Raw genomic sequence first — 14,104 nt, 5'->3', positions numbered from 1 at the left:
CACTGTTTTAACTGAATAAATATGGTGAACCATGTGAGAGTGGACAAGCCCGGCTCAAAAGTTAATCCTCTTTGACAGATGGCTATCACAAACCACTGATTTTAAAGAATAAAAAAACGGCGCTCACGGGGCGCCGTTTTTTTTTCGCAGTGAACGCCTTACTCAGTAGTAGGCGTTTTCTTTCTGCGTGTGATCGGTCACGTCACGCACGCCCTTGAGTTCTGGAATTCGCTCCAGCAAGGTGCGCTCGATGCCTTCGCGCAGGGTCACGTCCGCTTGGCCGCAGCCTTGGCAGCCGCCACCGAACTTGAGCACCGCAATGCCGTCATCGACCACGTCGATCAAGCTGACCTGGCCGCCGTGGCTGGCCAGGCCTGGGTTGATTTCGGTCTGCAGGTAGTAGTTGATACGCTCGTTCACCGGGCTGTCGGCGTTGACGTTGGGCACCTTGGCGTTTGGCGCTTTGATGGTCAACTGGCCGCCCATGCGGTCGGTGGCGTAGTCGACCACGGCGTCGTCGAGGAAGGCTTCGCTGAAGGCGTCGATGTAGGCAGTGAAGCTTTTCAGCCCCAGGGCGGTGTCTTCAGGTTTTTCTTCACCAGGCTTGCAGTAGGCGATGCAAGTTTCGGCGTATTGGGTGCCGGGCTGGGTGATAAAGACGCGAATGCCGATACCCGGGGTGTTCTGCTTGGACAGCAGGTCAGCCAGGTAATCGTGGGCGGCGTCGGTAATGGTTATGGCAGTCATGGAAACTCCTCACAGGCTTGCCGGCAGTTTACGCCAAATTATTACGCAGGTACAAAGTCCTAGTGTTTTTGTCGGGATAGGTTTGTTTGCGGGGGGGGATGTACATATCCGTTATTTGGGTAACGGCCGCGTATGGTTCCGCCCTTACGGCGGGTCACTTTGGAAAAGCCCCAAAGTAACCAAAGGGCTCTTGCCCCAACACTCGGTACCTCGCCTAGGCTCGGTATGCCCGTAATCCGACAGTGATTTGGGGGGCCGCCGCCACGCGCCATCCATGGCGCGGGGCGGCTAAACCAGCATCCCTGCCGGTTTACCCCCCAAATCCCTGCCGAATTCCGGCCAGCGTGTTTAACGGGGCGCCTAAGATCAAAATCAAAAGCAAAAGCACAGCGGCCTGACAGCCGGCTTGAGTGGTGTAAAGCAAAGGCAAACGCGGTCCTGTAGGAGCCGGGGGGGGACGCCGGGTTACCCACGGATTCAAGCCGGAGTGAGGGCACACCGAGCCTAGGCGAGGTGCCGAGTGTTGGGGCGGAGCGTTTTTGGTTACTTTTTGCGCTCTTCAAAAAGTGACCCGCTGTAAGAGCGGAACCATAAGCCGCCATCACCCAAATAACGGATATTCACTCCAAAAAACCCTCACAAATTCTCATACCGATTCATATCCAACACCCCCTCCTCAACCGGCGTTGTCTCTCGAATGTACTCCGACAAATCATGGAAATACTGCCAAAACAGCGGATGACTACGCCGCACACCCCAACGATCCACAATCTTCTCAAACCGCTTGGCATCCTTGGCCCGCTCCATTTCAGCCACAAACTCCGGCACGTCCTGCGCCGGAATATTGAACATAAAGTTCGGATAGCTGCTCAACACACCCGGATAGATGGTCACTGTGTCCAGGCCCGGCTGATAGCGATAAGCCTCACCCAACAGAAACGCCACATTACTGTGAGCACGATTGCGCAACATGCTGTAGACCACACGCTTACCGCTGGCAGTCTCAACCCGCAGCATCGTCGCTTCAGGCAATAGATCGATAACCTTGAGCCCGGCGGCCGGGCGTGAGGTCAGGCGGCTCAGCGCTTGCTCGGCATCCTGCAACGCCGGGTCGATACCATCACGGGAGCAATAGGCGCCAGTGCAGCGGTTGATCGGGTCCGGGCTGGCATTCAGATCGCCATAACGCGTGAGCAACTGGTTGGCAAAGTCGCGCTTCGGATCGTTTTCGCTCAGATGCAAGCCGGTGGGCTTGTCGTCATCAATCGCCTCATAGTCCATCCACAACTTGAGCTTGCCACTGTTTTGATACCAGTCATCGAGGAAGTCTTCGCGGGAGTCTGCAGGCATCAGGCGCAGGAAGTTCTGCTCGGCGCCGTTGCGGATCAGGTCGAAGTACAAGCGGGTCTGGGCTTGGTGCGACACATTGCCGAACACATCAAAATTCACCGCCAACTGATAATAGGTGCGCTCCAGCAACGGATAGTCAAACAGCCACATCGTCTGCGGCACTTCACCAATCAAGCCCTTGGTCACCGAGGCACTGTCGAAGTGGCGAAAAATGCTCAGCAAGGCGTTGTCATTCCCGGCCCACAGCGACGACCAGCTTGGCGCGGGAACGTCCGCATAGTTGTCACGGCGCAGCGCTTCGTATTGATTACGCTTGTCACGGTAAGCGAGCCACAGGCTCAGCACACTGCCTACGTCATCGTTCTGCCCCGGCATGGCCAGCAACGGCGTGGCCTGGCCGCGATAACGGGCATCGGTGATGTAGAGGTCATGGTCCGGGTCCTGGAACAGGGTCCAGAAATTGTCGCGGATCACGTCCGTGGCGATCTGCCCACGGCACACGGGCCCACGAATAAAGGTGCGTACGAAATACTCGGCGTTGTCCAGCATGAACTGGTAACGCGCCTTGGCTGGAATCGCCTCGAAGGTTTCGAAGGGGTTGGCGCGACGGCCCGGTCCGTAGCCAGGCAAGGCGTTGACCTGCCAGTTGCCGGCGTAGAACAGCGCTTTGATGCGGGCCATTTTCTCGGCGCTGAGCGGGTACGTGATGTGGGTTTTATGCACGATCACGCCCTGCACCGGCCACAGGCGGTAGTAAACCTGGGTGCCTGGGTCATCGTTCGGGCGGCGAGTTGCGATCAGGTCAATCGGCTGCCCGCTCGGCGTACGCGAGCGCACCCACTGGAAGAAATGCCCCGGCTCGCCGTTTTCGAAGTAGAGATGGGCGAGGAACAAATGCTCGAACAACCAGCGCGCTACCAGGCTCTCCCTGGCCCCGGGCTGGTTGAGCAGGTTTTCCCACTGCTGTACCTGCAGTGCTTCCTTGGCGCTGGGTGCCAAGCCTTGTTCATCGATAGGCGCGCCGGACGCGAGCCAGCGTTGCAAGGTCTGATACTGCTGGTCCGTCAGGCCGGTGACCGCCAGCGGCATACCTTCCTTGGGATGGGCACCCGCGTAGGCAGTGAACTCGCCGGGCATGGCGCACATGTTTTGTCGGTTCAGGCCCAGTACGATCTCTTCGGGCAGCTTGGCGTTGGGTTGCAGCGGTGCGTTATGACCCAACTCCAGCATGCGCGCCATCAGCGCAGCCTGGCTGCCCTGCGCATCCAATACTGAGTAAAAGCCCTTCTGCTGCCAGGCCTGCTTGCCGAAAGCGTCATAGAACAGCCGAGTGGTCGGCGTCGCCTGGCTGCGCTCGCCATCGTAGACCGGTACTTTGCTCGCACCTCGCGCTACGCCTTCGGCACTGCCCAGGTTCAGTTGGCAGGCGGAGTCATAGCAGGCATGGCAAGCCACGCATTTCTCGGTGAAGATCGGTTGAATGTCGCGGGTGTACGAAATCGCCGGGGCGGGTCCGTCGGCCTGCGCAATGCAGGCGACCAGTGCCAGGGCAGCACTGGTGATGAGGCGAAGTGACATGTATCCGGTCCCGATTCAATACGTACGCTGAAAATTTGCCGGTGATTCTACCGGGCCACGCCCCCTTCCAACATGAACGATATTCATGCAAAAACTGCGCATGCTCTAAATCGGCACAGGTTTGTTATGATTCACGCCCTCCGAAATGCCTGACCAGAGTAGTCCCATGTCCGATCGTAGCGTTCGTCTGCAAGCCCTTCATCAAGCCCTCAAGGAACGTATCCTGATCCTCGACGGCGGTATGGGCACGATGATCCAGAGCTACAAGCTTGAGGAAAATGACTACCGTGGCAAACGCTTCGCCGATTGGCCAAGCGACGTCAAGGGTAACAACGACCTGCTGGTGCTCACCCGGCCCGACGTCATCGGTGGCATCGAAAAAGCCTACCTGGATGCTGGCGCCGACATCCTCGAAACCAACACCTTCAACGCCACGCGCATCTCCATGGCCGACTACGGCATGGAAGAACTGGCCTATGAACTGAACGTAGAAGGCGCACGCCTGGCGCGCAAGATTGCCGACGCCAAGACCGCCGAAAACCCGGCCAAGCCGCGTTTCGTCGCCGGCGTGCTCGGCCCGACCAGCCGCACCTGCTCGCTGTCGCCCGACGTGAACAACCCCGGCTACCGCAACGTGACCTTCGATGAACTGGTGGAAAACTACACCGAGGCCACCCAAGGCCTGATCGAAGGCGGTGCCGACCTGATCCTGATCGAGACCATCTTCGACACCCTCAACGCCAAGGCCGCGATCTTTGCCGTGCAAGGTGTGTTCGAAGCGTTGAACATCGAACTGCCGATCATGATCTCCGGCACCATCACCGACGCCTCCGGCCGTACGCTGTCGGGCCAGACCACCGAAGCGTTCTGGAACTCCGTGGCCCACGCCAAGCCGATTTCCGTGGGCCTCAACTGCGCCCTGGGCGCCAGCGAGCTGCGTCCGTACCTGGAAGAGTTGTCGAACAAGGCCAACACCCACGTTTCTGCGCACCCGAACGCCGGCCTGCCCAACGAATTCGGTGAATACGATGAGTTGCCGTCACAAACCGCCAAGGTCATCGAAGAGTTTGCCCAGAGCGGCTTCCTCAACATTGTCGGCGGTTGCTGCGGCACCACGCCGGGCCACATCGAGGCTATCGCCAAGGCCGTGGCCGGTTACGCACCGCGCCAGATCCCGGATATCCCGAAGGCTTGCCGCCTGTCGGGCCTGGAACCCTTCACCATCGATCGCAGCTCGTTGTTCGTCAACGTCGGTGAGCGCACCAACATCACCGGCTCGGCCAAGTTCGCCCGCCTGATCCGCGAGGACAACTACACCGAGGCCCTGGAAGTCGCCTTGCAGCAGGTGGAAGCCGGCGCCCAGGTGATCGACATCAATATGGACGAGGGCATGCTCGATTCGAAGAAGGCCATGGTGACCTTCCTCAATCTGATTGCCGGCGAGCCGGACATCTCCCGCGTGCCGATCATGATCGACTCCTCCAAGTGGGACGTGATCGAAGCTGGCCTCAAGTGCATCCAGGGCAAGGGCATCGTCAACTCCATCAGCATGAAGGAAGGTGTGGAGCAGTTCATTCACCACGCCAAGCTGTGCAAGCGCTATGGCGCCGCCGTGGTGGTGATGGCGTTCGACGAAGCCGGCCAGGCCGACACCGAAGCGCGCAAGAAAGAAATCTGCAAACGCTCCTACGACATCCTGGTCAATGAAGTCGGCTTTCCGCCGGAAGACATCATCTTCGACCCGAACATCTTCGCGGTCGCCACCGGTATCGAAGAGCACAACAACTACGCTGTCGACTTCATCAACGCCTGTGCCTACATTCGTGACGAACTGCCGTACGCGCTGACCTCCGGCGGCGTGTCCAACGTGTCGTTCTCGTTCCGTGGCAACAACCCGGTGCGTGAGGCGATCCACTCGGTGTTCCTGCTGTATGCGATCCGCAACGGTCTGACCATGGGCATCGTCAACGCTGGCCAGTTGGAGATCTACGACCAGATCCCGGCCGAGTTGCGCGACGCCGTTGAAGACGTGGTACTCAACCGCACGCCGGACGGCACCGACGCCCTCCTCGCCATCGCTGACAAGTACAAGGGCGACGGCAGCGTAAAAGAGGCCGAAACCGAGGAATGGCGTGGCTGGGACGTGAACAAGCGCCTGGAACACGCTCTGGTCAAGGGCATCACCACGCATATTGTTGAAGATACCGAAGAATCGCGGCTGTCGTTTGCACGCCCGATCGAAGTGATCGAAGGCCCGCTGATGTCTGGCATGAACATCGTCGGCGACCTGTTCGGCGCGGGCAAAATGTTCCTGCCCCAGGTGGTGAAATCCGCCCGCGTCATGAAGCAGGCCGTGGCCCACTTGATCCCGTTTATCGAGCTGGAAAAAGGCGACAAGCCGGAAGCCAAGGGCAAGATCCTGATGGCGACGGTGAAAGGCGACGTGCACGACATCGGCAAGAACATCGTCGGCGTGGTGCTGGGTTGCAACGGCTATGACATTGTCGACCTCGGCGTGATGGTGCCGGCGGAGAAGATCCTGCAGGTGGCCAAGGAGCAGAAGTGCGACATCATCGGGCTGTCCGGCCTGATCACGCCGTCCCTGGATGAGATGGTGCACGTGGCTCGCGAGATGCAGCGCCAGGACTTCCACCTGCCGCTGATGATCGGCGGTGCTACCACGTCCAAGGCGCATACGGCGGTGAAGATCGAGCCCAAGTACAGCAACGATGCCGTGGTGTATGTCACCGACGCCTCGCGTGCAGTCGGTGTGGCGACTCAGTTGCTGTCCAAGGAGCTGAAAGCCGGCTTCGTGCAGCGTACCCGCGAGGAATACGTGGAAGTGCGTGAGCGCACCGCAAACCGCAGCGCCCGCACCGAACGCCTGAGCTACCCGGCGGCCATCGCCAAGAAGCCGCAGTTCGACTGGAGCACCTACACGCCGGTAGTGCCGACCTTCACCGGCGCCAAGGTCCTGGACAATATCGACCTCAACGTACTGGCCGAATACATCGACTGGACGCCGTTCTTCATTTCCTGGGACCTGGCGGGCAAATTCCCACGCATTCTGACTGATGAAGTCGTCGGTGAAGCGGCGACTTCGCTGTACGCCGACGCCCAGGAAATGCTCAAGAAGCTGATCGACGAAAAACTCATCAGCGCCCGTGCGGTGTTCGGTTTCTGGCCGACCAACCAGGTGCAGGACGATGACCTGGAAGTCTACGGCGAAGACGGCCAGCCGATCGCCAAACTGCACCACTTGCGCCAGCAGATCATCAAGACCGACGGCAAGCCGAACTTCTCCCTGGCCGACTTCGTGGCGCCCAAGGACAGCGGCGTGACCGACTACATCGGCGGTTTCATCACCACCGCTGGCATCGGCGCCGAAGAGGTCGCCAAGGCCTATCAGGACGCGGGCGACGACTACAACTCGATCATGGTCAAGGCCCTGGCCGACCGCCTGGCCGAAGCCTGCGCCGAATGGCTGCACCAGCAAGTGCGTAAAGACTACTGGGGTTACGCCAAGGACGAGCAACTGGACAACGAAGCGCTGATCAAGGAGCAGTACAGCGGCATCCGCCCTGCCCCCGGCTACCCGGCATGTCCGGATCACACCGAGAAAGGCACCTTGTTCCAACTGCTCGACCCCGAGGCACGCGAGATGGAAGCGGGGCGCAGCGGCGTGTTCCTCACCGAACACTACGCGATGTTCCCGGCGGCAGCGGTCAGCGGCTGGTATTTCGCCCACCCGCAGGCGCAGTATTTCGCCGTGGGCAAGGTCGACAAGGACCAGGTGGCGAGCTACACCGCGCGCAAAGGCCAGGACCTGAGCGTGACCGAGCGCTGGCTGGCGCCGAACCTGGGTTACGACAACTAAGCGTCGCTGGATTGTCTATGCTGTCCCTCACACACCTGGTGTCGAGGGACCCATGGACGATCAAAAGCCACCGACCTTCTGGCAGATGCTCCACAGCGTCATGGCCGCCGCGTTTGGCGTGCAAAGCGGCAAGAACCGCGCGCGGGATTTCACCCACGGCAAGCCCAGCCACTTTGTGATCCTGGGGGTTTTGTTTACAGCGGTGTTCGCGCTGACGCTGTTTGGCATCGTGCAACTGGTGCTGCACCTGGCTGGCGTGTAAACCCAACCTGACTGTAGGAGCGGGCTTGCCAGCGATTGCATCACTGCGGTGTGGCTGACAACCGAGGTGAGGCAATCGCTGGCAAGCCAGCGCCTACAGGGGTCCGTATCGATGACTACTGGTGGCTGACCCAGAACACGGCAGTCCCAACCACCAGGATTATCAAGAACAGAATGGCCCAGGCGTCCACGGTACTGTCGGGTTTACGGGCTTTTGTCGAATTGCTCATCGCATCGCCTCTTGTCGGTTTTATAGGTGATAACGTTCAGACACGATCACAGTAAAGTCGACGATTGCCCGCATGACAAATGTGGGTATCGCGATAACCGTTCTCATTAGTCATTTTGGTTATTTGCATATACTCAAACATCACTTTTGCGCATAAACGCAAACTGGTATCGTGCGCCGGCTCCGTTGGGAGTGCGCGGCCGTGCGCGCAGATTTGCCGAGAACAGGACCTATATGTACGTATACGACGAATACGATCAGCGCATCATCGAGGACCGCGTCAAGCAGTTCCGTGATCAGACCCGACGCTACCTAGCAGGTGAACTGAGCGAAGAAGAGTTCCGCCCTCTGCGCCTGCAAAATGGCCTTTATGTTCAGCGCTTTGCGCCGATGCTGCGAGTGGCCGTGCCCTATGGCCAACTGACGTCGCGCCAGACGCGCATGATGGCCAAGATTGCCCGCGACTTCGACAAAGGCTATGCCCACATCAGTACCCGCCAGAACGTACAGTTCAACTGGCCGGCGCTGGAAGATGTGCCGGACATCCTGGCTGAACTGGCAACCGTGCAGATGCACGCCATTCAGACCAGCGGTAACTGCCTGCGCAACGTGACCACCGACCAATTCGCCGGTGTTGCCGCCGACGAACTGATCGACCCACGCCCCTGGTGCGAAATCGTCCGTCAGTGGACCACCTTCCACCCCGAATTCGCCTACCTGCCACGCAAGTTCAAGATCGCCATCAATGGCTCGACCTCGGACCGTGCGGCCATCGAAGTGCACGATATCGGCCTGGAACCGGTGCACAACGAAGCCGGCGAACTGGGCTTCCGCGTATTGGTAGGTGGCGGCCTCGGCCGTACCCCGGTCGTCGGCGCCTTTATCAACGAGTTCCTGCCGTGGCAGGACCTGTTGAGCTACCTCGACGCGATCCTGCGGGTTTACAACCGCTATGGCCGTCGTGATAACAAGTACAAGGCCCGGATCAAGATCCTGGTCAAGGCGCTGACCCCTGAGGTGTTCGCCCAGAAAGTCGACGCCGAGATGGAACACCTGCGCGGCGGCCAGACCACCCTGACCGAAGCCGAAGTGCACCGCGTCGCCAAACACTTCGTCGACCCTGAGTACAAGGCCCTGAGCAATCAGGACGCCGAGCTCGCAGCACTTGACCAAGAGCATCCAGGCTTCGCGCGCTGGCGTGGCCGCAACACCCTGGCGCACAAAAAGCCGGGCTACGTGGCCGTAACCTTGTCGCTGAAACCTACCGGGGTTGCACCGGGCGATATCACCGACAAGCAACTGGACGCCGTGGCCGACCTGGCCGAGCGCTACAGCTTTGGTCAACTGCGCACCTCCCACGAGCAGAACATCATTCTCGCGGACGTTGAGCAGAGCCAACTGTTCACCCTGTGGGGCGAGTTGCGCGAAGGCGGATTCGCCACGCCGAACATCGGCCTGCTGACCGACATCATCTGCTGCCCGGGCGGCGATTTCTGCTCCCTGGCCAACGCCAAGTCGATCCCGATTGCCGAATCGATCCAGCGCCGTTTCGACGACCTGGATTACCTGTTCGACATCGGCGAGCTGGACTTGAACATCTCCGGTTGCATGAACGCCTGTGGTCACCACCACGTCGGCCACATCGGCATCCTGGGCGTGGACAAGAAAGGCGAAGAATTCTACCAAGTGTCCCTGGGTGGCAGCGCCAGCCGCGATGCGAGCCTGGGCAAGATCCTCGGCCCATCCTTCGCCCAGGAAGCCATGCCTGAGGTGATCGGCAAGCTGATCGACGTCTACATCGAACAGCGCACCGAAGATGAGCGTTTCATCGACACCTACCAGCGCATCGGCATCGACCTGTTCAAGGAGCGCGTCTATGCAGCGAATCATTAAGAACAACGAAGTCCTCGATGAAACCTGGCACCTGCTGCCCAAGGACGCGAGCTTCGACGGCATCTCCAACTGCGACGACCTGATCGTGCCGTTGGCCCTGTGGCGCGAACACGGCCACGCCCTCAAGGCCCGCGACGGCGGCCTGGGCGTGTGGCTGGACGCCGATGAAGAAGCCGAAGAGATCGGTGACGACGTGGAGCACTTCCAGGTCATCGCCCTGAACTTCCCGGCCTTCACCGACGGCCGCAACTACTCCAACGCACGCCTGCTACGTGACCGTTACGGTTACAAAGGCGAGCTGCGCGCGATTGGTGACGTGCTGCGCGACCAGTTGTTCTACCTGCGCCGCTGCGGGTTCGATGCCTTCGCCCTGCGCGCCGACAAAGACCCGTACGAAGCGCTGGAAAGCCTCAAGGACTTCTCGGTGACGTACCAGGCCGCCACGGATGAACCGCTGCCGCTGTTCCGTCGTCGCCAATAAACTACTGTAGGAGCGGGCGTGCCCGCGAAGATCGTCAACGATAACGCGTGAGTCCTGGATGAACGTGTTGCCTGTGAGGTCTTCGCGAGCAAGCTCGCCCCTACAGGTTCTCGCTGATCAATCCTAATACCTGCTTCTGCCCTACGCTGCAGGGCACACCTTCCGGCTGCGCCCGTACCGCTTCAATCACTCCCAGCAATTGCGCCTTGCTATGGGCCAGTTGCGCTTGCATCTCTTCGATCTGCGCGACCTTGCGCTCCAATGCCACGATCAACTCTTCGCGCTTGTGCTCGCCCGGCGCCGGCATCAGTGCCTTGAGTTCCTGCAAGGTAAAGCCTGCCTGTTGCGCGCTCTGGATCAGTTGCAGGGTTTGCAGCGCCTCCGGCGCATATCGTCGGTAACCATTGGCCTGGCGCCCCACCTGGCTGATCAGCCCCTCGGCCTCATAAAAGCGGATCCGTGAAGCCGCTAACCCACTCTGCTTTGCCAGCTCACCAATATTCATCACCGCCCCTGCTTGACATTAAAGTTAACTTTAAGCTTAGCCTGAGGCCTCCCCCGCTCAGGAGTCAACCCATGTCACCCTTTGAAGCCCTGCAATTGCCCAATGGTCAAGTCCTCTCCAACCGCATCGCCAAGGCCGCGATGGAAGAAAATATGGCCGATGGCAATCAGGCGCCGTCGCGCGAATTGAAGCAGTTGTACAAGGCCTGGGCGCAGGGCGTGCCCGGCTTGTTGATCACCGGCAACGTGATGGTCGACCGCCGCGCCATGACCGGCCCCGGCGGCGTGGCGCTTGAGGATGAGCAGCACCTGGCGAGCTTTCGCGAGTGGGCCGACGTGGCGCGCGACAACGGCGTGCACTTCTGGGTACAACTCAGCCACCCAGGTCGCCAGACGCCGGCCAACCTGCGCCAGCAGGCCATTGCACCGTCCGCCGTGGCGCTCGACCTGGGCGGTTTCTCGAAGATGTTTGCCACGCCCAAGGCCATGACCGAAGACGACATCCAGGACGTGATCCAGCGCTTCGCCACCAGCGCACGCCTGGCCGAGCAAGTCGGGTTTACCGGCGTGCAGATCCACGGTGCCCATGGCTACTTGCTCAGCCAGTTCCTTTCACCGCTGAGCAACCAGCGCACCGACCGCTGGGGCGGTTCCCTGGAGAACCGCGCGCGGCTGTTGCTGGAAGTGATTCGTGCAGTGCGCGCTAACGTCAGCCCGTCGTTTTGTGTCGCCGTCAAACTAAACTCTGCCGACTTCCAACGGGGCGGCTTTGCAGAAGCCGACGCACGCGCCGTGGTCGAAATGCTCAACCCGTTGCCCATCGACCTGCTGGAGTTATCCGGTGGCAGTTACGAAGCGCCGGCCATGCAAGGTGAAGCACGTGACGGTCGCACCCTGGCACGTGAGGCGTACTTCCTGGAGTTCGCCAGCCAACTGGCGACCATCGCCAAGATGCCGGTGATGGTCACCGGCGGCATTCGCCGCCTGCCCATCGTGCAACAGGTGCTGGACAGCGGCGTCGCCATGGCCGGGATCGCCACGGCCCTGACGCTGGAGCCGCAACTGATCCAGCACTGGCGCGAAGGCCGCGACCCCAACCCGCAACTCAAACCCATGGACTGGAAGCGCAAACCCCTGGCATCCCTCGCCATCCTCGCCGTGGTGCGCTACCAGATGCGCCGCCTCAGCCGCGGCCATTTGCCCAAAGCCAATGTTGCGCCGTGCATGGCGTTGGTGCGCGACCAATGGTTTCTGGCGCGACGCACCCGGCAGTACCGCGCAGCCATGACGCAATCTTCACATTAAAGGATGAACATCCGCCGTGATCGAACTGTCCCCTATTGATCAGCAGTTTTTAACCTCACTGACGATTGGAGTTCTTCATGGCGAAAATCAACCTGGCCCAGCAATTGGCGACCACCCTTGAACAGGCGGGCATCAAGCGCATCTGGGGCCTGACCGGCGACAGCCTGAACGGCCTCACCGACGCCCTGCGCACCATGGACAGCATCGAATGGATGCATGTGCGCCACGAGGAAGTGGCTGCCTTTGCCGCTGGCGCCGAAGCGGCGGCCACCGGCGAATTGACCGTATGCGCCGGCAGTTGCGGGCCGGGCAACCTGCACTTGATCAATGGCCTGTTCGACTGTCATCGCAACCATGTGCCGGTGCTGGCGATTGCCGCGCAGATCCCGTCGTCGGAGATCGGCCTGAACTACTTTCAGGAAACCCATCCGCAGGAACTGTTCAAGGAATGCAGCCACTTTATCGAACTGGTGACTAACCCCGAGCAGATGCCCCATGTGCTGCACCGCGCCATGCGTTCGGCGATCCTCAATCGGGGCGTCGCGGTGGTGGTGATTCCGGGCGATGTGTCGCTGTTGGAAGTGGAAGACAAGCTAAAGCCTTGGCCAGCCTTGCATGCGCCACGTACGCTGCCGGCGGAACAGGACCTGCAACGCCTCACCGAGATCCTGGAAAGCAGCCAGAAAACCACCCTGCTGTGCGGCAGCGGCTGTGCCGGCGCCCATGATCAAGTGGTGGCCTTGGCCGACGCCCTCGGCGCTCCCGTGGTGCATGCACTGCGCGGTAAAGAGCATGTGGAATGGGACAACCCGTTCGACGTAGGCATGACCGGCCTGATCGGCTTCAGCTCCGGCTACCATGCCATGCTCGACTGCGACACCTTGATCATGCTCGGCACCGACTTCCCCTATCGCCAGTTCTACCCCACTGACGCCAAGATCATTCAGGTCGACCGCAATCCGCAGGCGCTCGGCCGCCGCGCCACACTGGACCTGGGTATTGCCGCGGATGTCAGCGAAACCATCGGCGCCCTGCTGCCGCGCCTGACGCGTAAGACCGATCGCAGCTTTCTCGAAACCTCCCTGAAGCACTACGAGAAAGCCCGCCAAGGGCTGGACGACCTCGCTCAACCCTCGAAAGCCAATCGACCGATTCACCCGCAATACGTCGCACGCCTGCTCAGTGAATTGGCGGATGACGATGCGATCTTCACCGCCGATGTCGGCTCGCCCACCGTGTGGGCTGCGCGCTATTTGAAGATGAATGGCAAGCGCCGGCTGATCGGTTCGTTCAACCACGGCTCGATGGCCAATGCCATGCCCCAAGCCATTGGTGCCCAGGCAGCCTTTCCGGATCGGCAGGTGATCTCGATGTCGGGTGACGGTGGTTTCGCCATGCTGATGGGGGATTTCATCTCCTTGGCGCAGTTGAAACTGCCGGTGAAAGTCATCGTGTTCGATAACTCTTCCTTGGGATTCGTTGCCATGGAAATGAAAGCTGCGGGCTATCTGGATGCCGGTACCGAGCTGAAAAACCCGGATTTCGCCGCCATGTCCAACGCCATGGGCATCCTCGGCATTCGCGTGGAGCAGTCCGAAGATCTGGAACCGGCCCTGCGCCGCGCCCTCGCCCATGACGGCCCGGTGCTGGTGGACGTGGTCACCGCGACCCAGGAGTTGGTGATGCCGCCGACCATCAAGCTGGAACAGGCCAAGGGTTTCAGCCTGTATATGCTCAAGGCGGTGATGAGTGGCCGTGGCGATGAAGTGATCGAACTGGCGCGTACCAACTGGTTGCGCTGAACCCAATGTGGGAGCGGGCTTGCTCGCGAATGCAAGCTGTCAGTTGATAAATACATCGACTGACGCTCCGCTTTCGC

Annotated in this window: 9 protein-coding genes; 6 read left to right on the top strand and 3 right to left on the bottom strand. The window is 60.3% G+C overall.

The features are described from left to right. Positions 1 to 162: 162 nt before the first annotated feature. Together nfuA and RB216_RS12235 are read right to left on the bottom strand one after the other, a co-directional pair. Complete coding sequence (nfuA, locus tag RB216_RS12240) at positions 163 to 747, bottom strand: Fe-S biogenesis protein NfuA (protein ID WP_003190728.1); 585 nt, start codon at positions 745 to 747, stop codon at positions 163 to 165. A 636-nt stretch (positions 748 to 1,383) separates the two neighbouring features. Continuing rightward, positions 1,384 to 3,675, bottom strand: a complete 2,292-nt coding sequence (locus tag RB216_RS12235; RefSeq protein WP_028616390.1) for a fatty acid cis/trans isomerase — start codon at positions 3,673 to 3,675, stop codon at positions 1,384 to 1,386. A 166-nt stretch (positions 3,676 to 3,841) separates the two neighbouring features. Here RB216_RS12235 and metH point away from each other — a divergent pair, with 166 nt between their 5' ends. The 4 genes from metH (at position 3,842) to RB216_RS12215 (ending at position 10,416) form a co-directional block, all read left to right on the top strand. After that, positions 3,842 to 7,552: a methionine synthase gene (metH, locus tag RB216_RS12230; protein WP_068937938.1), complete on the top strand. Its 3,711-nt coding sequence runs from the start codon at positions 3,842 to 3,844 to the stop codon at positions 7,550 to 7,552. A 52-nt stretch (positions 7,553 to 7,604) separates the two neighbouring features. Continuing rightward, positions 7,605 to 7,814 (top strand): DUF2970 domain-containing protein, encoded by a 210-nt coding sequence (locus RB216_RS12225; protein ID WP_028616391.1) that lies wholly within the window; start codon positions 7,605 to 7,607, stop codon positions 7,812 to 7,814. A gap of 462 nt (positions 7,815 to 8,276) precedes the next feature. Further along, positions 8,277 to 9,935 carry a nitrite/sulfite reductase gene (locus RB216_RS12220; RefSeq protein ID WP_016979706.1) on the top strand — a complete coding sequence of 553 codons (1,659 nt, stop codon included), beginning with the start codon at positions 8,277 to 8,279 and terminating at the stop codon, positions 9,933 to 9,935. Next, on the top strand, positions 9,919 to 10,416 hold the full coding sequence (locus tag RB216_RS12215; RefSeq protein ID WP_028616392.1) for a DUF934 domain-containing protein: 498 nt from the start codon (positions 9,919 to 9,921) through the stop codon (positions 10,414 to 10,416). Before RB216_RS12220 ends, RB216_RS12215 begins: the two co-directional genes overlap by 17 nt. A gap of 100 nt (positions 10,417 to 10,516) precedes the next feature. On the opposite strand, the gene RB216_RS12210 is transcribed toward RB216_RS12215, so the two are convergent. Then, entirely contained in the window at positions 10,517 to 10,921 is a 405-nt protein-coding gene (locus RB216_RS12210; protein WP_308908747.1) for a MerR family transcriptional regulator, read from the bottom strand. Positions 10,922 to 10,992: 71 nt separating this feature from the next. Here RB216_RS12210 and RB216_RS12205 point away from each other — a divergent pair, with 71 nt between their 5' ends. Both RB216_RS12205 and poxB read left to right on the top strand, forming a co-directional pair. After that, positions 10,993 to 12,225, top strand: a complete 1,233-nt coding sequence (locus RB216_RS12205) for an NADH:flavin oxidoreductase/NADH oxidase family protein (protein WP_308908746.1) — start codon at positions 10,993 to 10,995, stop codon at positions 12,223 to 12,225. Between the two features lie 77 nt (positions 12,226 to 12,302). Further along, positions 12,303 to 14,027, top strand: coding sequence for a ubiquinone-dependent pyruvate dehydrogenase (gene poxB, locus RB216_RS12200; protein ID WP_033902264.1), 1,725 nt, complete (start codon positions 12,303 to 12,305; stop codon positions 14,025 to 14,027). The last annotated feature ends 77 nt before the right edge of the window (positions 14,028 to 14,104 follow it).

Origin of the sequence: Pseudomonas canadensis (genome assembly GCF_030980095.1) — a bacterium.
GTDB classification, from domain to species: Bacteria; Pseudomonadota; Gammaproteobacteria; order Pseudomonadales; family Pseudomonadaceae; genus Aquipseudomonas; species Aquipseudomonas canadensis.
Note: the sequence above shows the minus strand (reverse complement) of the source record. Positions and strands in the feature narration are given on the sequence as shown.

Coding starts and splice junctions, on each gene's coding strand:
- nfuA (WP_003190728.1), bottom strand. CDS start 747: ATGACTGCCATAACCATTACCGACGCCGCCCACGATTACCTGGCTGAC.
- RB216_RS12235 (WP_028616390.1), bottom strand. CDS start 3,675: ATGTCACTTCGCCTCATCACCAGTGCTGCCCTGGCACTGGTCGCCTGC.
- metH (WP_068937938.1), top strand. CDS start 3,842: ATGTCCGATCGTAGCGTTCGTCTGCAAGCCCTTCATCAAGCCCTCAAG.
- RB216_RS12225 (WP_028616391.1), top strand. CDS start 7,605: ATGGACGATCAAAAGCCACCGACCTTCTGGCAGATGCTCCACAGCGTC.
- RB216_RS12220 (WP_016979706.1), top strand. CDS start 8,277: ATGTACGTATACGACGAATACGATCAGCGCATCATCGAGGACCGCGTC.
- RB216_RS12215 (WP_028616392.1), top strand. CDS start 9,919: ATGCAGCGAATCATTAAGAACAACGAAGTCCTCGATGAAACCTGGCAC.
- RB216_RS12210 (WP_308908747.1), bottom strand. CDS start 10,921: ATGAATATTGGTGAGCTGGCAAAGCAGAGTGGGTTAGCGGCTTCACGG.
- RB216_RS12205 (WP_308908746.1), top strand. CDS start 10,993: ATGTCACCCTTTGAAGCCCTGCAATTGCCCAATGGTCAAGTCCTCTCC.
- poxB (WP_033902264.1), top strand. CDS start 12,303: ATGGCGAAAATCAACCTGGCCCAGCAATTGGCGACCACCCTTGAACAG.